This window comes from Salegentibacter holothuriorum, from assembly GCF_900168045.1.
Lineage (GTDB): Bacteria > Bacteroidota > Bacteroidia > Flavobacteriales > Flavobacteriaceae > Salegentibacter > Salegentibacter holothuriorum.
This window is the reverse complement of record NZ_FUYY01000002.1, coordinates 618,401-637,756: the sequence shown is the minus strand read 5'-3', so window position 1 is coordinate 637,756 and position 19,356 is coordinate 618,401. Positions and strand designations below refer to the sequence as shown.

Here is a 19,356-nt window from a genome sequence, read left to right as displayed (position 1 = left end):
TTGGATTATGCGATGATTTTGGCTTAACTTAACACTAGATCAATTCAAATAATTTACCGGGTAATGGGCGCACCACGCCTTTTAATTCCATATTAATTAAAATACCCGCAACTTTATAAGAGGGAAAGTTACAGTTTAGCGCAATGCTATCTAGCTGGGTTTTCCCTTCCTTTTGTAAAAAATCCAACACATTATTTTCTTCTGCATCAAGCTCTATAAATAATTGTTTTTGCACCGGTTTTGCTGCTACTTCCGGCTGCCAATTAAGCATATAAACTAAATCTGCTGCTGAATTAAGCAAGTGAGCCTTTTGAGATTTTATCAGATCGTTGCAGCCTTTACTTAATTTATCAGAAGGTCTTCCCGGTACAGCAAATACCTCACGATTATAAGAATTTGCAATATCTGCAGTAACCAACGAGCCGCCTTTTTCGGCACTTTCTATAACCACGGTAGCTTCACTTAGGCCGGCGATTATTCGATTTCGCTTTAAAAAATTATTTCTGTCGAAATCATCACTACTCCAAAAATCGGTAAAAAAGCCTCCATTTTCTTCAACTGAAGCCATATATTTTTGATGCACTTTTGGATAAATCTGATCTAATCCATGTGCCAAGCAGCCAATATTCTGCAGGTTATTAGCTACAGCCGCTTTTTGCGCAGTGATATCAACTCCATAAGCGAATCCAGAAACAATTATCGGGTTTAACGGACTCAATTCTTCAATAAATTTTTCACAAAACGCCACACCACTTTGTGTGATCTTACGAGTACCCACCACACTAATAATTTTTTGGTTGTTTAGGTTAATATTTCCTCTTTGAAATAGTACCACCGGGCCATCTATACAATGCTTTAATTTGTCTGGATAATCCTGATCTTTAAAATAAAGTACTTTTATATGATTCTTCTCTATGAATTTCAGCTCTTCTTCTGCTGCTTTAAGATGAGAAGCATCAAAGAAATCGCGCAAACGGTAAGCACCAATTCCGTCAATTTTCAATAAATCCTGCTTTTTCTGTTTTAAAACGTTTTTTGCCGTTCCCAAATGCCTAATCAGTTTCTTGGCAAGCGTATCTCCCAGATTTGGAATATGTTGCAAGGCCAGGACATATAATAATTCTTCTGAAGACATAATTGGATTTTCCTTAAAATTACAGAAAAAAACATTTGTTAATAAAATTTCTTTGGGTAACTTTAGGAGGATTAAAATAACACCTTATTTTTGCGGCAATGAAGATAGCTAACTACATCCAGGATTTACTTTATCGTTACGAATGCGTAATTCTGCCAGGCTTTGGGGCTTTTTTATCCCAAAAAGAATCGGCATATATAGACGAGGCAACTCAAACTTTCTACCCACCCAAGAAAGTGGTCTCCTTTAATTCGCAATTAAGAAAGAACGATGGCCTTTTGGCAAATTATATTGCAGCAGCTCAAAAAGTATCCTATACTACTTCGGTAAATATGATTGCTGAATTTGTAGGTAAACTGGAAAAATCTTTTGAGGAAGATGGTAAAGTTGAGCTAGAAAATATTGGGCGTTTATTTTATTCGGAAGAAAAACTTCAGTTTGAACCTTTTGAACACGTAAACTACCTAACCGATTCTTTTGGACTGGATAGCTTTAAAGCTTCAGGAATTAGTAGAGAAACATACAAAAAGCAAGTTGAAGAGCTTGAAGAAAAAGCTCCTATACTTTTTACCCCAGAAAGAAGAAGAAAAACCCCAGCTTATCTTAAATATGCAGCTATAGGTCTTATTGCCCTGGGAATTTCTGGTTTTACCGGGCTAAATATTTATAGTAGCCAGGTTTCTAAACACAATATAGCCGAGCAACAACAGGCACAGGAACAACTCCAGGAACAAATTCAGCAAGCAACCTTTGTTATAGATAATCCATTGCCTGCAATTACTTTTAATGTAGCCAAACAAACCGGGAATTATCATATTGTAGCCGGAGCATTTCGTGTAGAGGAAAATGCGAAAACCAAAGTTGCAGAACTAAGAAAAGAAGGCTTTAAAGCACATCTTCTAGGTGAAAATAAATATGGATTGCACCAGGTGGTTTACGCCAGCCACGAGAAAAGACGCGATGCAATAAACATGTTACGGGAGGTAAAGTCTTTAAATGAAGCGGCCTGGCTATTAGTACAGGAACTTTAATAGTTCTTTAAGCTGTAAATTGCCCAAAGCACCTTATTTTTGCCAAAAATTGGTAAAATGCAGGCAAAACACCCAGAAGAATCCAGAACTACTTTAACCGACTTGGTTTTACCTAGTGAAACCAACCCTCTCAATAATTTATTTGGTGGCGAATTACTTGCCAGAATGGATCGTGCCGCCAGCATTGCAGCAAGAAGACATAGCCGCCGTATTGTGGTTACCGCTTCAGTAAACCACGTAGCTTTTAATAAAGCAGTTCCTTTGGGAAGTGTTGTTACTGTGGAAGCTGCGGTTTCCAGGGCTTTTAAATCTTCAATGGAGATTTTTATTGATGTTTGGGTGGAAGATCGCGAAAGCGGAAATCGCTCTAAAGCCAATGAGGCCATCTACACATTTGTAGCCGTAGACGAAACGGGTTCTCCTGTTGCGGTTCCTCCTTTAGAGCCCGAAACAGAACTGGAGAAAGAACGCTACGAGGCTGCTCTACGAAGAAAGCAACTTAGCCTTGTTCTTGCCGGAAAAATGAAGCCTAATGAAGCTACAGAACTCAAAGCTTTATTTGAGAATTAGCCTTTGTGGGGTTATTCAAGAAGCCTTATTTCAAATCTATAACAAGTTTTACTTTTAAAATAATTGGAGGAAATTTCTAGCGTAAGTTGGGAATGATCCGAATAAATCTATCTTCTAAATGTCCAGTCCTTTTTAAATTAGGCTATTGAGGATACAACTAAGATCCTTAAGATACAGAACCTGATAAAGTTTGCTTGTGTAAATTATCTCGAGGCAAGTCTACAAGTCATTAAATGGAAAAATTTTTGGATTTTAAGACAGGCATTATATCTCGATTATCGAGTAAAGAAATTACATTTCCAGGATCCAGTCTGCGGGGTCCATTTTTTGCATATTCTTATAGATTAAAAAGTGTAAAGTAGTTTTTCCGGAGGTTCGGCTTGTAGCCACAGCGCCAAGATCCTGCCCGGTATTCACTACATCTCCTTTTTTTACAAATACTTTTTCAAGATTATCGTAAATAGTAATGTAATCTCCGTGCCTTACCATTACCGCTTTATTAGCCCCTTTTAATACCTGAACTTCACTAACAGTGCCATTAAAAACAGCCTGTGCCTTTCCGCCAGAATCGGTATCAATATTTACCCCATTATTATTGATGCTTATAGACTTAACCACAGGATGTGGCTGCCTACCAAAACGAGAAGTAACCACGCCAGAACGCACCGGCCACGGCAAACGGCCTTTATTCTTCACAAAGTCTGCTGCAAGGGCTTTTGCGGCAGGAGTTAATTCATAAACATCCCTTTCACTAGAGCCACTTTCTTCATTAGATTTCGCAATAGACTCCCGAATCATTTTCTCAATTTGAGCGTTTATTTTATTAATTTCTTGTTGTTTTTGCCTAATCTGCGCAGCGAATTCACCTTCCATACTTCTAATATTCTGCATCAAATCCTGCTGTGCCTTTTTATTCTTTTCCAGTTGTGCTCTGGTTTGTCTGTTTTCTACAATAAGCGCATCCTTGGCCTCTTTTTGATTGGCTAAATCGGCATTAAGCTCCTGAAGTTCTTCGGTTCTATTTTGAATTTCGTCTCCTTGCTGTTTTCGGTAATTGGTATATTGTTTCATATACTGCAAGCGTTTATAGGCTTGCAAAAAGTTTTCTGAAGACAACAAGAACATTATCCTACTTTGCGAAGATTTGCTTTTGTAAGATTTCTCTATCATCCCGGCATAATCTTCCTTAAGTTCTTCCAGTTCCTGTCTAAGGCGAGAAATTTTAGTGGTATTGGCGCTTATTTGATTGGTTAACAGGTTTGCCTGCTGGTTAGTGATTTTTATTAAGTTTTCTGTACTCCTTATCTGTTGATCTAAGTCTTCTACCTGACTTAAGACCGAACGCTCCTTTTGCTTGTTACTACTTCTTAGCTCATTTATTCTGCGGATTTCATTTCTAAGTTCCACCCGTTTTTTCTCCAGGGTCTCCCTGGTTGTTTGAGCTGACAGATCTCCCGCCGAAAGCAGTAAGACTATAAAGCAAAATAATAATACAGAAAACTTCTTAAACTCCATTACAAACTAATTTCTTCATAACCCGATGGAATATCAAACGGAAAACTTAATTCACCCCGGTCAAATTCCAGTGAACGGTAAGTAAGTTCTATTCTTGTGCTATTCCCGGCTTCATTAGCAATTATACTTATCTCTTCCGGAAAAATCCTGCCTTCTACGTTCTGATAGTCAGAATAAGTTACCGTCACACTTTTATTTTCTCTTGTTTGTGCAAGTTGCTGGGCAACAGCTTTAAAATTTCCTGAATTCAACAGAAACATTTTTCTTATCAATCCTTCTTTAGAAGGCATAAACTGGAAACCTTTTGCGGTTTGGGAAAATTCAAACTCCTCTCCCCTAAGGTCATAAATTGCCTGGCCTATGAGTAAATTCTGAAGTTTCTGAAAATCTAATGGCGTACCCAATAAATCGCTTAACAAGCGGAAATCTCCATCAAAATAAGTCTGACTCACCTTTTCATAATAACTTACTCTGGAGGGAGTGATATAAGCCTTGGCAATGGGAAACCCTAATACCGAAGCACTCATCCAAATCGCTTTATCTTTCTCCATTCTAAAGCTTAGATTAACCGATTGTGTACGATCTTCACTTTGATAAACCGTTTTTAATCTCCCGGTAAGCGTGGTAAAGTTGGCTTCAGCATTATAATGACTTTCTATAATATTTGCAGCCTCAGCATTTTTAGTAGCAATTCCTTTCGCCCCTTTCCCGCTTCCGCAGGAAACTAGAAAAAGGCTTAATAATACCAGTCCTAAAATCTTTCTATACATCTATTCTATTTCTTTTATTAAAGCTTCTACTTTTTGTGAATATTCAGCCGATTTCTCTTCTTCTCCAAGTTTTTCATGAGCTATTTTTAACTGCATGTAAAAGTCAATTTCCATCCTGGGATTATCAATTAAATAATCCAGGCCAAATGTAAGTATTTCTATAGCTTCACGAGGCTCTTCCAATTGGTTTCGTGCGATTCCCTGTAATAAAAACAAAACAGGCTGCGCCGGAAAAACCTCTAGCATCTCCTTACTCAAATCCCGGGCCTCTTTATACTTTTCTAACTCCAACTGAATAAAAATAGTATTCTTTACTAGCTGAAAATCTTCTGTGTTTTCGGCTAAACCGGCATTAAAAAAATTTAACGCGTCTTCAAGTTCCCCGCGTTTCATATAATATTGACCCAATTGCCCATAAAGTTTTGGTGCATTTTCACGCTCACTAAGCATTTTACTTACCTGCATTAAATCTTCTTCATACTCGGGATTATTATCTACAAAATTTAAAAAATCATTGAGTACTTTAAACTTCGATTCGGGGTCAATTTCTTCACTATCAAAAACAATTTTCATTGAACTTACAGCCTCTTCAGCTTCTTCTCTATTTAAGTGAAATTTATACAGCGCCAGGTGCACTAAAGTAGATCCCGGGTTGGCTTCCAATAATTGCAAAGCAGTATTATAAGCCTGTTCATCTTCACCCATATCACTGTAGATATAAATGAGATTGAGGTAATTTTGTTCGTTTTCAGGGTTATTAGCAATTCCCTGTTCCAGGTTCTCTATTTGTGCCGCGGTGTCGCCGGTACGGGCATAAATTTGTCTGCGTAATTGGTTTCGGTAAGTAGAAGGGCCTTCCTCTTTGTCTAGCTCATCTATAGTTTGAAGTGCTTCTTCATATTGCCGATTCAACAGATAAATATTGGCAAGCTTTTCTTTGTAATCATTGTCAAAGTTCAACAATTTCAGCAGGCTTTCTACAGCATTATCATATTGCTTTGCCCTCGTATACGATTTATATAGTTGGTTTAGAACATCTTCTCTTCTAGGTGCTAATTGATGGGCTTTTTCAAGGTTTGCAATCGCCCTATCATAATCCTCCAGTTCATTGTAATTCCTGGCCATTTCAAAATACACTACCGGATTATTAGGTTCCAGCTTTTGGCACTCTTCTAAAGCAAGAATGGCTTTTTCGTAGTTCTCAATACCTTTTTGTTTTAAAGCCTCAAAGAATTGCTCCTGAAATTCATCGGTTACATTCCCAAGATCATCCCGATTTACATCTTTAAGCACCACCTCTTTTTCCTGGGCAGAACTCCCCTGAAAGGAAAACAGCGCTCCTGAAAGCATAGCAATAATGAAGACATACTTTTTCATAGATTAAATTTCAGGATAAAATTGAAATAAAGAGGTTGTTTGAAAAATTTTTAAGACCGTCATCCTGAATTTATTTCAGGATCTAATTTATTGTTCGTCAAAACATGTTAGAAGCTGAAACCAGTTCAGCTTGACGAAACCGGATTCTTCAAACAACCCCTTAAATAAGCTTATTCTAAAGTTGAATAATCGCCAATGCTAATTTGGGTAAAGTTGCCATCAAATTTCGCAAAATTACCTATCATCGCGTTATCTAGTTTTGCATTTCTCACTTCAGCAAAAGTTTGAATTAGGCTATTCTTCACTTCAGCATCAGTTATTTTAGTTCCGTCGCCCACTGAAACATTGGGACCAATTTTAGCATTTACCAGCTCTACATTTTCACCAATATAACAAGGTTCAGTAATTTCAGAATTAGTGATCTTTACAGAATCTGAGATCAATTTTTCACCATCCTGGTGAAGAAAGTTCAGCATTCTACCATTGGTTTCTACGGTTACATTTTTGTTTCCGCAATCCATCCATTCATCTACGGTTCCGGTTTTAAAGATCCTATCTTCGGCCATCATTTTCTTAATACCATCGTTAATCTGGTATTCCCCACCGTGCATAAGATTTTCATTCAATACTTCTTCCAACTTCTCTTTTAAAACGGCAATATCTTTAAAATAGTAAATACCAATTACTGCCTGGTCACTTACAAATTCTTTTGGCTTCTCAACCAATTCTATAATCTCGTCCTTTTCGTTAAGGTTCACCACCCCAAAAGCTTCGGGATTAGAGACTTTTTTAGTCCAGATTACCGCATCGGCATCTTTATCGAGTTTAAAGTCGGCTTTTATTAAAGTATCAGCGTAAGCAACCACCGCAGGGCCAGAAAGGGATTCCTTGGCGCTCATAATAGCGTGACCGGTACCCAAAGGTTGATCCTGACGGTAAATTGAAGCCTTTGCATTCAAGCTCTTAGCAAGTTTTTCTAAACTCTCCACAACATCATCTCCAAAAAAGGCCGGATCTCCTAAAATAAAAGCAATCTCGTCTATAGGTTGGTCCAAAACTTTTGCAATATCTTCTACCAGGCGATGCACGATTGGCTTTCCTGCTACTGGAATTAAAGGTTTTGGTACTGTTAACGTATGAGGACGAAGTCGTGAACCACGACCTGCCATAGGCACTATAATCTTCATTTTTTTAATATTTGTCATTTCCGCGCAGGCGGAAATCATTGATTAAAATTAATTTTATTCATAATAAATGGCTTATTAAATAGCTTTTTATGTATTTCCCGTACTTCCAAAGCCGCCTGCACCACGCGTGGTTTCTTCCAAAGTTTCAACTTCATCCCAGGAAATATGTTCATGTTTGGCGATAACCATTTGAGCAACACGCTCACCATTTTCTATGGTAAACTCGTCGTTAGATAAATTCACGAGAATCACCCCTATTTCACCACGATAATCGGCATCTATGGTTCCGGGTGCGTTTAACACGGTAATCCCTTTTTTGGCGGCCAGGCCACTTCGTGGTCTAACCTGAGCTTCGTAACCAACCGGAAGCTCTATAAAAAGTCCGGTTTTAACGATAGTTCTTTCTAATGGTTTTAACGTAACTGCTTCAGAAATATTGGCTCTAAGATCCATTCCTGCCGAAGCTTCAGTTTCGTAATGCGGCAGTTTGTGTGCCGATTTATTGATGATCTTTACTTGCATAGTTAAGATTGTAAGATTTTAATAAATTTTTTTCTTTCAGAAACATATACCGTTCCAAGAAAGATTATTAATAAGCTAATTCCCACGAAATAATTTCCGCGGAAAACATAAAAGGAAAATACCGAAAATAAGACGGAAAGTACTAAATAGCCGCCTATTTTTTTAAGGTTATATGGAATGGGATAATATTTTTTTCCGTAGAAATAAGAAAGCAACATCATTACCCCGTAAGCTACCAAAGTTGCAATAGCAGAACCGGTGTAGCCTATATATGGAATTAAAATAATATTGAGCGTAAGCGTGAATAAAGCTCCTACTACAGAGATATAACCGCCAAAACGAGTTCTATCTGTAATCTTATACCAAACAGAGAGATTGTGATAGATACCAAGGAAAAGGTTTGCCAACAAAATAAGCGGCACAATATGCATTGCCTCCCAGTAAGAGCTATTCTGAATTAAAAGTTCCTTTAAAATATCTATAAAAACAATAACGGCCACAAGAATAAAACTTCCAAAAACCACGAAGTATTTGGTGATTATCGCATAGGTTTCCGGTGCATTTTTATTTTCTGCGTGACTAAAGAAAAAAGGCTCTATTCCCAACCTAAAAGCTGTAGCAAAAAGTGTCATAAACAGGGCTAGTTTGTAACAAGCGGCATAAGCCCCAATTTCTTCTCTTGCTATATTCTGCGGAAGCAAATAATCTAACATTATTCTGTCAAAAACTTCGTTTATCGAGAAAGCAAGTCCGGCGATTAAGACCGGGAATGCATAAGACATCATAGATTTCCATAAACCGGTATTAAAACTGAAGTCTATTTTGAAATAGAAAGGCAGCATCATTAAAAGCGTTACGCTACTAGCCACCAGGTTGGAAATAAAGATATAACTGATCTCAAAATCTGGCACATAAATACTTTGAAAAAGAGAATTCTCTACGGCCAGATCTTCTAAAAACAGTAAGAAGAAAATATTTAGCCCCAGGTTTATACTAACATTTATAATTTTAATTACAGCAAAACGCATAGGTTTTTCGGCTGCTCGTAACCAGGTAAACGGGATGATAACCAGTGCGTCCAGGAATAGAATCCAGATAACCAGTTGAATGTATTTAACCGGAATATTCGCTATTTCAGCAATAAAGTTCTGAGCTAAAAAAGCTGCGGCAAAAAACACTATAGAAGTAGCTACAATAGACCAGCCAGAAGTACTTAGAACTTCTTTGCTGTTCTTCATTTTATTGTAAAATCTAAAAAAGGCAGTTTCCATCCCATAAGCAAGGATGACATTAAAAAACACAAAATACGCGAAGATTATAGAAACCTCGCCATATTCTTCTTTGGGCAAAACGTGGGTATATAGCGGTATTAAAAGCACATTAAGCATACGCGGCAACACCGTAGCGAGGCCGTATACAAAAGTTTGCTGAAAGAGTTTCTTAAAGGTACTCAACAGGAAGAAAAATTAGATTTAAGATTTAATTTTGAGCTACTATTCCTGTTAGCTTGTAATATTCGGTTTTTTGATTTTGAGAAAACACGAGAATAGCTTCGTCATCTTCAAGCTCAAAAGGCATTTCCTCAGTACGCTGTGGAACCCTGTTTTTGTTTTCTTCAGCGGGATCAGAACTCATTATATCCATTCCATCTGCAGTGCTGAAATTGGCGGTAAAGAGATTGGTTTGTTCTTTATCCTGAACCAATGGAGATTTCATTCCTCTAAAATAAACACTATCTAAACTTACCCGGTCATCCTGTATAACCGCCACAGGGATGTGGAGATTTAACCCATTTTCACCCTGAGTATAATAAATATTCTGAAACTGTGCGGGCGCACGTTCCTGTAATTCCTTATTGCCGCCACAGCCCGTAAATAGGCTCAAAGCGAATATACTGCAGAATAAAAATAGTAGTTTCTTCATAATAGAAAGTTTGTTGTTTAAAAGTACAAAAACAAAACGCATACCAAATAAAAAACCCGTAGTTAACTTACGGGTTTTTAGAACGGAATTACTTCCGGAATATTATTATTTGGTCTTATCCATTTAATGCCTCTGCACCGCCAACAATCTCTAAAATCTCATTGGTAATAGAAGCCTGTCTAGCTTTGTTATAAGACAATTTAAGATCGTCACGAAGCTCTTTTGCGTTATCGGTTGCTTTGTGCATTGCCGTCATACGCGCACCGTGTTCTGAAGCAAAAGAATCTCTTAATGCTTTAAACAATTGCATTTTTAGAGATTTAGGAATAAGCTCTTTTACAATTTCAATTTTTGAAGGTTCAAAAAGGTAATCGAGTTGCTTTTCTTCTTCAGTTTCAAATTGTTCTATGGGCAGGAATTGTTCGTGTTGTACAATTTGGGTTGCCGCATTCTTAAACTGGTTATACACCAATACGATCTTGTCATATTTTTCATCTAAGAATAACTGCATTAATTCTTCGGCAATCTCTGAAACATTTTCAAAAGAAAGATCGTCGTAGATCTCGTTATTATTCTTAAAAACCTCATAGTCCTTTTTTAGCACATCATTGGCTTTTTTACCAAGCGTATATAGCGCTAAATTATGGGACTTGTAATCGTTTTTGGCTTTGTACTTAACACCCTTTACAATATTAGTATTAAAAGCACCTGCAAGACCTTTATTAGATGATATAGCTACAACCAGCACATTTTTAACCTCACGCTCTTCAGCGTATTTGCTACTGGTATCATCATCCAGGGTTGCACTTAAATCCTGTAACAGCTGAGTTAATTTTTCCGAATAAGGTCTCATTTGCGTGATCGCATCCTGAGCCCTGCTCAACTTTGCCGCCGATACCATTTTCATGGCGCTGGTAATCTGCATCGTTGATGATACCGAAGTAATCCTGCTACGTAATTCTTTTAAGTTTGCCATTTTATTTAGTATTGAGTATCGAGTATTTAGATTTTAGACAAAATACTCGATACCTATAATTTATTTAAAGTTTAAATATGAACTTAAGTTTCTAACTACTCTAAGCTCAATACTCAATACTATTTCTTATACTTAGCTGAAAGCTCTTTCGCTACTGTAACCAGGGTATCTGTAACCTCATCGGTTAATTTACCGGCTTTTAGCGTATCTAACATATCTCTATGTTTAGTATTAAGGTATTCCAGATAATCTTTTTCAAATTCCTTCACTTTCTCTACCGGCACATCTTTTAGCAAGTTCTTAGAACCTGCATAAATAATTGCAATCTGTTCTTCTACCGGATAAGGATCGTTTTCTGCCTGTTTAAGGATTTCCACGTTACGTTTACCTTTTTGAATCACTCTTAAAGTAGTAGGATCTAGATCTGAACCGAATTTAGCAAAAGCTTCCAGTTCTCTATATTGTGCCTGGTCTAATTTTAAAGTACCGGCAACTTTCTTCATCGACTTAATTTGTGCCGAACCACCTACACGAGATACAGAAATACCAACATCAATTGCAGGACGAACCCCAGAGTTAAATAAATCTGAAGTAAGGAATATCTGGCCATCGGTAATAGAAATTACGTTGGTTGGGATATATGCTGAAACGTCACCAGCCTGTGTTTCAATAATTGGAAGTGCAGTTAAAGAACCTCCTCCTTTTATTTTTCCTTTAAGAGAATCAGGAAGATCATTCATATTCTGTGCAATATCGTTATCATCAATAACTTTTGCAGCACGTTCCAATAATCTTGAGTGCAAGAAGAAAACATCTCCAGGGTAAGCTTCACGTCCCGGTGGGCGACGTAAAAGCAAAGATACCTCACGGTATGCAACGGCTTGCTTAGAAAGATCATCGTAGATAATTAAAGCAGGACGACCAGTATCTCTAAAGTACTCACCAATAGCGGCACCTGCAAAAGGAGCATAAACCTGCATAGGAGCAGGATCTGATGCGTTTGCAGCTACAATGGTAGTGTATTCCATTGCACCTTTATCTTCAAGCACCTTTGCAATTCCTGCTACAGTTGAAGCTTTTTGTCCAATTGCAACATATATACAGTGTACAGGTTCCCCTGCATCATAAAATTCTTTTTGATTAAGAATGGTGTCAATACAAACGGTAGTTTTACCAGTTTGACGGTCACCAATCACAAGCTCACGCTGCCCTCTACCTACAGGTACCATCGCATCAATAGATTTGATTCCTGTTTGCATTGGTTCACTTACCGGCTGACGGTAAATTACACCAGGCGCTTTACGCTCTAATGGCATCTGAAAAGTTTCCCCTTCAATATCACCTTTACCATCTATAGGATTTCCTAAAGTATCTACTACACGACCAACAATTCCTTCACCAACGTTGATAGAAGCAATTCTTTCGGTTCTTTTTACTACAGATCCTTCTCTAATATCTTTAGAAGGCCCAAGTAATACAATACCTACATTGTCTTCCTCAAGGTTTAATACCATTCCTTCAAGGCCGCTTTCAAACTGAACCAATTCTCCGTATTGTGCGTTTGCCAAACCGTAAACGTTAGCGATACCATCACCAACAGTAAGTACAGTTCCCACCTCGTCTAATGAGGCTCCGCTTTCAAAACCTGATAATTGTTTCTTTAATATTGCTGATACTTCAGCAGGATTTACTTCTGCCATAATTATTTAAGATAAAATGCCCCGATAATTTCGCGACGGTTTTTATTAACTTTTTGAAAGCCCATTATGGGCAATTTATATAGATGAAATATATGCGTTTGTTTTCAATTCCCTTTTTAACCTATTAAGGTTTCTGGATACACTGGCGTCATATTGCAAATCGCCAACTCTCAAAACAAAACCTCCTATAATATCTTTATTGACAACATTTTTAATTTTCGCTCCAGATCCAGTTAATTCTTTCACTTTGGCCAAAATTCTTTCTTCCAGCTCTGCCGTTAACGGAACTGCAGAAGTCACTATAGCTTCCTGAGAACGATTCATCTCATTGTAACGCACTATATAATTTCGAGCGACCAGATCAAGAATATTTACTCTTCCGTTTTCAATAAGTACATCAAAAGCACCTAAGGTAATTTCTCCAGCATCCTTAAAAATCTCTTTTAAACTGGCTTTCTTCACCGTTGTATTAACAATCGGACTCTTAAGCATTTCTGCTAAATCTTTACTCTTTGCAATAGTTTGAGAAATCTGCTGCATATCAGTAAAAACGATATCTGCAGAGTTTTTCTCCTTAGCCAAATCTAAAATCGCTTTCGCGTAACGTTGTGCTGCCCTGGTTCCTTTCATTATTTCTTAATTTAAGGTAGCATCGTTCAACATCTTATCAATCATTTGATGTTGTTTTTCTTCGGTAGATAATTCTTTCCCAATAACCTTTTCAGCAATTTCTATAGAAAGGGTCGCAACCTGATTTTTAATATCGGCCATAGCTGCACGCTTCTCCATCTCAATGCTCTCTTTGGCTTTGGCAACAATATTATCGGCTTTGTTCTGAGCGTCTACTTCAGCTTCAGAAACCATTTTCTCTTTTAACTGACGAGCTTCTTTAAGAATTTCATCTCTTTGGGCGCGAGCATCCTGTAACAATTTCTCATTGTCTGCCTTTAGATTTTGCATTTCCTTACGCGCATCTTCAGCAGAAGCCAGAGCTTCATTAATAGACTCTTCACGAGTTCTTACCGCACCAAGAATTGGTTTCCAGGCGAATTTGGCAAGAATAAACATCAATATTAGAAAAACAATAGTTTGCCAAAAAATCAGACCAACTTCAGGAGTAATTAAATCCATAGTTATTTATTTATAATACCTGTTAACATCATTTTTAAAAAGCCCATTCGCAACCAACCGTTACGAATGGGTTTTGAAATTTTATTAGGCAGTTAAAACCCCTAATAATGCAGCTACAACTCCAAAAAGAGCAACACCCTCTACAAGTGCAGCAGCAATAATCATTGCAGTCTGGATTTTTCCAGAAGCTTCCGGCTGACGGGCAATAGCGTCCATTGCTGAACCACCAATCTTACCTACGCCATAAGCGGCTCCAATAACTGCTAATCCAGCTCCTAAAGCTGAAAGACCTACGTGTAATAATTCCATAGTAAAAAAATTAAAAATTAAAATTAATGATGTTCATGTTCCGCAACCGCAGCCCCAATAAATAAGGCAGACAGCATTGTAAAAATAAACGCTTGAAGGAATGCTACCAGCAATTCCAGTACTGTTATAAAAAGTGCAAAAGGAACCGAAATCCCGGCAACTCCTGCATTTTCCAATATAAATATCAATGCTAATAAACTCAGAATAATAATATGTCCTGCCGTAATATTAGCGAATAAACGAATCATTAATGCAATAGGCTTTATAAGCAACCCAAGAACCTCTACTACGGCTAAGATTGGCTTAACAAAAGTAGGGATTCCCGGCATCCATAAAGTATGCTGCCAAAAATCTTTATTCGCGTTGAACACTATCAATGCAAGCGTAAAAAGTCCTAAAGAAACAGTTACCGCTATATTACCCGTTACGTTTGCTGCACCCGGCAATAAACCTAAAAGGTTAGTGATCCAGATAAAGAAAAATACAGTTAATAAAAACGGCATAAACTTCATATATTTCTTTTCGCCAATTTGAGGTCTCGCAATCTCATCTCGCACAAAAAGCACCAAAGTCTCTAAAATATTATTAAAACCGGCAGGTGCATTTTTACTCTTTTTGTGATGCCCAGCCAAACCAAAGAAGAAAATCAACATTAAGATAACCGTTAAGAACATAGCGGCTACGTTCTTGGTTATAGAGAAATCCCAGGGTTTACTGGCATTTAATACATTGTGCTCCTCATCAAACTCTACAGCTTGAGCACCTGCATCTAATTTGTAAATATCTTCGTGATAATTTACAAAACGCATTCCGTCTTTCTCAACAACGTATTGCCCTTCTGTATCGTGATGAAACTCACTAGACATAAAAGTCACAAAACCATCCTCTTCCGTAAAAAGAATTACCGGAAGTGGTAGTGTATAAGAACTATCTCCTTCTCCAAAAAAATGCCAACCGTGAGAATCACCAATATGGTGCATAATCATATCGGTAGGATTAAATTCATCTTTGCTTTCTTCTGCCTGAGAATCATCCTTGGCAAAAGCGTTAAAAGGAAGTAAGGCTAAGGCTAGTGTAAACGTCACTATAATCTTTAAAGATTTATGTGCTATCATAGTACCTGTTCTGCTTAAAATTATGGGCTCTAAATTCGGGTGCAAAGGTATACTTTTAATTTTTATTTGAAAGCACCCCAACTAAAATTTTAGCAAAAGCGTTATTTTTATTATCACAACTGATAAACAGCCCCTTAAGCTCTGTTTATTAGTTTCACCGCATATATCGTCTCAAAGATCAAATACAAAAAGTAAGGGATAAAAAAGGCAAGAATATCTACAAATACTGTATCTACGCCGCTTAAGATTAAGGGAAGCAAGAAAATTACCGCCATAACCATTTTAAAAAAAGTTAAACCCATGAAGGCAAAACCTGTGTTTTCGGTAAAATTGCGGTAAACAAAAACCAGGCTTAAATAAATAAGAAATGTAGCCAGGAAATGGAAAAGGTAAATACTAAAACTGCTATAGTAGAATTCAAGCTCCAAAACATAATGCTGCAGCAGGAACTGAATTAACCATAGTATTAAGGTAAAAGGAAGCAATCGCTTTAGGAAAGCCAGTAAATCATTTTTCATATTTTTCGTCTTCTTCACTCATTTTAACTACACTTCTATAAACCTGATAAAGTGCTATAAAAACACCTAATAGCGATAAGGAAATTGTAAATACAGAATATTTATTGGGGTACTTCCCGTCTAACCAAATCCCCAACAAAACACCGCCAGCAATAATGATTCCCATCTGGAAAGCAATATTCACAAAACCCAGGTATTTATTTAAGTTATCATTTTTCATATTTTAAGCTGAAAAACCCTATTTGATTGGTTTTGGATATTTTTCTAAATTCTTATGAATTTGGATGATTCTATAATTTTCTGTTGAAATTTGAATTGATTCTTTTTCAACTAAATAATCTTCATTTATCTCCAGCAATTCCGCAAAACCTTTAGCTCTATTAAGATCTTTAAGGCCGTGTACCATTACAAAAACCTCTTCCGGACTATAAACATCTATAGAAACTGAAAGATGATCGTACTTAATTTCTGAAATTGCTGTCTCTATTTTTTCTTTTAAAGCTAAAGCCGCTTCCTGTTCTAAAATCTCAAACTTATAAAGCAATTTGTAATTTTGCTGAAGACTATCGGTATTAAATTCCAAACCACTTAACTGCGGTATCGTTTTATTTAAGATTTCCTGCGCCTTTTTTCCTTCCTGTGTTTGCGGATAAGTTAAAGCCACGTGATTCAATGCGCTTTTATAAGCTTCCAAACCTAAAAGTCTACCGCTAGCCTGGGCTTTTAGAAGTTCTAGTTTAGGAACAATTGCATCTCCGGCAAATTCAGAAGTATATCTATTGGTTTCTGCAATCACCTCCTTGAAATTTTGCGTTTCAAAATCACGATAAAGCTCGGTATAAATTGCTTCAGGAGAATTCTCATCTTCCAGGATGCTTTCAGGGTTTAAAATATAGGCAGCGTAACGAGAATCCGGGTAATTCCCCAAGATTTCCTGCTTTATTTCTTCAGCTCTAAAACTCTGATTTGTGGTTTGATAAATCTGATATAGATTATACATTGAAGGCAAAATGAGCCGCTCATCTAAAGACATTTCTAAAACAGCCTCCAGTCTATCCTCAGCCATTTGAAATTCTCTAAAATTCTCTTTATAAATTATCCCTAACTGATAATACGCAAAATCCCTGTCGCGGGTTATGGAGTCTAAAATCGCTAGATCGGTCGGAATTTGATTTATATAGGTATAAGGATCAAGTCTTGGATCGTTATCTAAAACCTGTTGTGAAAGCCCCGCTTCTTCTGCTACAGCATCTTCATTATCAAAATTCACTTCTGCCCAACGCCAGTTATCGGCTAGTGGGCGGTCTCCCCACTGACTTAAAAATTCCTGCCTGCCCAGTTGCACTCTAGCTTCGTTATAAAAATAAAAAGTACGCGCCGAATTTTGCTGCCCTGAAGTTATTGCCGGCAGAGTTGCAGGCAATACCGCTTTAGCATCATCTGCTTCCAACTGGGCCCGCAAACCGGAAGTATAATCTTTAAAATAATCTAATTTTGCCGCAGGTGTCATTTGGCTTAATCGCAGAATGCTATCATTCTTATAAGCCACGCCTTCATATTTTATTACATCTTCTAAATTATCTCTTTTTTTCTTTATGGTTCTAAACTCCTTAAGTTTAGGATCCATCTCTGCCAGGGTACTGTCAAAATATTTACTTGACAATACATAATTGCTTCGGTCGAAATTTATATTCGCTAGAATCTCATAATTAATAGAACGCAGGTAAATATCGCTGGCGGGTTCTCTTAGCGATTTTTTATAATAATCTACTGCAGTTTCGGTAGAATCTAAGCGATTATAATATTCGCCAATTTGAAAATAGATCTTATCTAAAAACGGTCTATTCTCGCGATCTTCTTCCAAATCCCGAAGCATTTCCCTCAATTCATAATTATTTCCCTGACCTAATTCAAAATTACGCGCCTTTTGAACGTAAGCATTGATCATATAAATCCTTGGAGACTTTCTGTTTAATTCAATAACCGCATCAAAAGCAGTATTTGCCTCGGCAGTTTGCCCTAAACGATTATAAAGCTGACCCAGTATATAAAAATAACGGCCTTTTTCTTCATTTTTACCGGTAAACTCTGCAGCATTACTTAGCGGGACCAAAGCACTGTCTAAATGCCGAAGGTTAATATAGGCCTGAGCCATTGTTGCGCTGGCATCGGCAATATCCTGTTCTTCAAGATACTCCAGATTCAGCACTTTTTTAAGGTTATTGATGGCCAGACGATTATTCTCCAGTCGCATATGCGTTTTTTCTCGCCAAACACGGGCATGAATAATATTATTACTGGCAGGATAACGTCTTAAGATATAATTAAAAGCTTCTAAGGCCGGAATAAAACGCTGATCGAAATACCGGGCTTTTCCAAGTAATAAGTAAGCTTCATCTATTTGTGGGTTTCTTTCTTTTCCTTCTATCAACATCGAGTGACGCTGAATGGCTTTTACCGCTTTTTCTTCGGCATAGCCAAAATTCTGATTTCGAATACTGTCAGGCAAAACAATGTTTTCATCAATTTGCATACGCTCAATGGGTAGAATATCCCAGTAATTATCGGCGTAGTTTTGGTTAAGCTCTTCCTTTCCCTGTTCCAGGCCAAGATTACCGTTGTACAACGTATTATACTCTGTAGTAACTGCGTGCCAGTTTCGGTTTACAAAGGTGTTCTTTTTACGGGAACAGCCAGCGATACTCGCTACCAGGAGTAATAGTAAAATAAGTTTGGTAATTGTATTCAAAATCAACCGGTTCTCGATGGCTTTATAACTAAAAATCAGAAAGTTTAGTGTGCAAAAATACGCTTCTTTTTACAAATGCAAACGCATTTAAGATAGTTCTTCAGCCTGAGTTGCTTCTATTTCACCAGAAAAATAGCGCTCTAATTCACTTAAAGTAGCTTGAGAGGTTTTAATATCCTTAATCGGCTCACCTTTATCTAAAACTACAATGCGCTCACAAACTTCGGTTACATGAATAAGATCGTGGCTGGAAATTAGCAAGGTAGTTTCCCTGTTTTCGGTAAGTTCTTTTATAATTTTTTTTAAGCGAATTTGCGTGGTAGGATCTAAATTGGCAAAAGGTTCATCTAAGATCACCACTTTCGGACTTCCTATTAAGGCAGCTACAATACCTACTTTTTTCTGATTTCCTTTAGAGAGATCGCGTAAATATTTTCTTCGACCCAAAATTTCTCCGTGGAAAAAATCTTCGAAATTGGCTAAAAACGAATCGATATCAGCTTTATTAGCCCCACGTAATTCGCCCACAAAATAAAAATACTCTTCAGGTGTTAAATATCCTATAAGAAAACTTTCATCTATAAAAGAAGAAGTAAAAGGCTTCCAATCTTCGCTTTGACTCACTGTGATTTCGTGATTAAAAATGTTACCGGTAGTAGGCTGTATTAAATCCAACAAAAGGCTAAAAAAGGTAGTTTTCCCGGCTCCATTATTTCCCACCAGGCCAAAGCTCTCTCCCGTTGGGATATCCAAATGATCAATGTTTAGAACTTTTGTTCCGCCGTATATTTTACTAAGGTTTGTAGCTGTTATCATAATTATAAAATT

Annotated in this window: 20 protein-coding genes; 2 read left to right on the top strand and 18 right to left on the bottom strand. The window is 37.3% G+C overall.

Annotation, left to right across the window (positions count from 1 at the left end; all coding sequences use genetic code 11):
- Nucleotides 1-34: 34 nt before the first annotated feature.
- Entirely contained in the window at nt 35-1,135 is a 1,101-nt protein-coding gene (dprA, locus tag B5X51_RS07205; protein ID WP_079720375.1) for a DNA-processing protein DprA, read from the bottom strand.
- Nucleotides 1,136-1,233: 98 nt separating this feature from the next.
- Between dprA and B5X51_RS07200 the strand changes: the two genes are divergently transcribed.
- Together B5X51_RS07200 and B5X51_RS07195 are read left to right on the top strand one after the other, a co-directional pair.
- Entirely contained in the window at nt 1,234-2,166 is a 933-nt protein-coding gene (locus B5X51_RS07200) for an HU domain-containing protein (RefSeq protein WP_079720373.1), read from the top strand.
- Between the two features lie 57 nt (nt 2,167-2,223).
- Nucleotides 2,224-2,736 (top strand): acyl-CoA thioesterase, encoded by a 513-nt coding sequence (locus tag B5X51_RS07195; RefSeq protein WP_079720371.1) that lies wholly within the window; start codon nt 2,224-2,226, stop codon nt 2,734-2,736.
- Between the two features lie 291 nt (nt 2,737-3,027).
- Here B5X51_RS07195 and B5X51_RS07190 read toward each other — a convergent pair whose 3' ends face one another.
- The 17 genes from B5X51_RS07190 to B5X51_RS07110 all read right to left on the bottom strand — a co-directional run bounded on the left by B5X51_RS07190 (nt 3,028) and on the right by B5X51_RS07110 (nt 19,344).
- A complete protein-coding gene (locus B5X51_RS07190) occupies nt 3,028-4,251 on the bottom strand; it encodes a murein hydrolase activator EnvC family protein (protein WP_079720369.1) in 1,224 nt (407 codons plus the stop codon).
- Nucleotides 4,251-5,021 (bottom strand): lipoprotein insertase outer membrane protein LolB1, encoded by a 771-nt coding sequence (locus B5X51_RS07185; RefSeq protein ID WP_079720367.1) that lies wholly within the window; start codon nt 5,019-5,021, stop codon nt 4,251-4,253. Before B5X51_RS07185 ends, B5X51_RS07190 begins: the two co-directional genes overlap by 1 nt.
- A complete protein-coding gene (locus B5X51_RS07180) occupies nt 5,022-6,398 on the bottom strand; it encodes a tetratricopeptide repeat protein (RefSeq protein WP_079720365.1) in 1,377 nt (458 codons plus the stop codon).
- A gap of 170 nt (nt 6,399-6,568) precedes the next feature.
- On the bottom strand, nt 6,569-7,585 hold the full coding sequence (locus B5X51_RS07175) for a sugar phosphate nucleotidyltransferase (protein WP_079720750.1): 1,017 nt from the start codon (nt 7,583-7,585) through the stop codon (nt 6,569-6,571).
- Between the two features lie 87 nt (nt 7,586-7,672).
- Nucleotides 7,673-8,107 carry a dUTP diphosphatase gene (dut, locus tag B5X51_RS07170; RefSeq protein WP_079720363.1) on the bottom strand — a complete coding sequence of 145 codons (435 nt, stop codon included), beginning with the start codon at nt 8,105-8,107 and terminating at the stop codon, nt 7,673-7,675.
- Nucleotides 8,108-8,109: 2 nt separating this feature from the next.
- Nucleotides 8,110-9,561, bottom strand: coding sequence for an oligosaccharide flippase family protein (locus B5X51_RS07165; protein WP_079720361.1), 1,452 nt, complete (start codon nt 9,559-9,561; stop codon nt 8,110-8,112).
- A gap of 25 nt (nt 9,562-9,586) precedes the next feature.
- A complete protein-coding gene (locus B5X51_RS07160) occupies nt 9,587-10,030 on the bottom strand; it encodes a hypothetical protein (RefSeq protein WP_079720749.1) in 444 nt (147 codons plus the stop codon).
- Between the two features lie 115 nt (nt 10,031-10,145).
- Nucleotides 10,146-11,006 (bottom strand): ATP synthase F1 subunit gamma, encoded by an 861-nt coding sequence (gene atpG, locus B5X51_RS07155; protein ID WP_079720359.1) that lies wholly within the window; start codon nt 11,004-11,006, stop codon nt 10,146-10,148.
- Nucleotides 11,007-11,125: 119 nt separating this feature from the next.
- Nucleotides 11,126-12,706, bottom strand: coding sequence for a F0F1 ATP synthase subunit alpha (atpA, locus tag B5X51_RS07150; protein WP_079720358.1), 1,581 nt, complete (start codon nt 12,704-12,706; stop codon nt 11,126-11,128).
- A 75-nt stretch (nt 12,707-12,781) separates the two neighbouring features.
- Nucleotides 12,782-13,336: an ATP synthase F1 subunit delta gene (atpH, locus tag B5X51_RS07145; RefSeq protein WP_079720356.1), complete on the bottom strand. Its 555-nt coding sequence runs from the start codon at nt 13,334-13,336 to the stop codon at nt 12,782-12,784.
- 6 nt (nt 13,337-13,342) lie between these two features.
- A complete protein-coding gene (locus B5X51_RS07140; protein WP_079720355.1) occupies nt 13,343-13,837 on the bottom strand; it encodes a F0F1 ATP synthase subunit B in 495 nt (164 codons plus the stop codon).
- Between the two features lie 84 nt (nt 13,838-13,921).
- A complete protein-coding gene (gene atpE / locus B5X51_RS07135) occupies nt 13,922-14,146 on the bottom strand; it encodes an ATP synthase F0 subunit C (protein WP_079720354.1) in 225 nt (74 codons plus the stop codon).
- A gap of 23 nt (nt 14,147-14,169) precedes the next feature.
- Entirely contained in the window at nt 14,170-15,261 is a 1,092-nt protein-coding gene (gene atpB, locus B5X51_RS07130) for a F0F1 ATP synthase subunit A (protein ID WP_079720748.1), read from the bottom strand.
- Nucleotides 15,262-15,395: 134 nt separating this feature from the next.
- Nucleotides 15,396-15,779: a hypothetical protein gene (locus B5X51_RS07125; RefSeq protein ID WP_079720352.1), complete on the bottom strand. Its 384-nt coding sequence runs from the start codon at nt 15,777-15,779 to the stop codon at nt 15,396-15,398.
- Complete coding sequence (locus tag B5X51_RS07120) at nt 15,769-15,999, bottom strand: AtpZ/AtpI family protein (RefSeq protein ID WP_079720350.1); 231 nt, start codon at nt 15,997-15,999, stop codon at nt 15,769-15,771. Before B5X51_RS07120 ends, B5X51_RS07125 begins: the two co-directional genes overlap by 11 nt.
- A gap of 18 nt (nt 16,000-16,017) precedes the next feature.
- Entirely contained in the window at nt 16,018-18,528 is a 2,511-nt protein-coding gene (gene porW, locus B5X51_RS07115) for a type IX secretion system periplasmic lipoprotein PorW/SprE (RefSeq protein WP_079720348.1), read from the bottom strand.
- Nucleotides 18,529-18,615: 87 nt separating this feature from the next.
- Nucleotides 18,616-19,344 carry an ABC transporter ATP-binding protein gene (locus B5X51_RS07110; protein ID WP_079720346.1) on the bottom strand — a complete coding sequence of 243 codons (729 nt, stop codon included), beginning with the start codon at nt 19,342-19,344 and terminating at the stop codon, nt 18,616-18,618.
- Between the last annotated feature and the right edge of the window lie 12 nt (nt 19,345-19,356).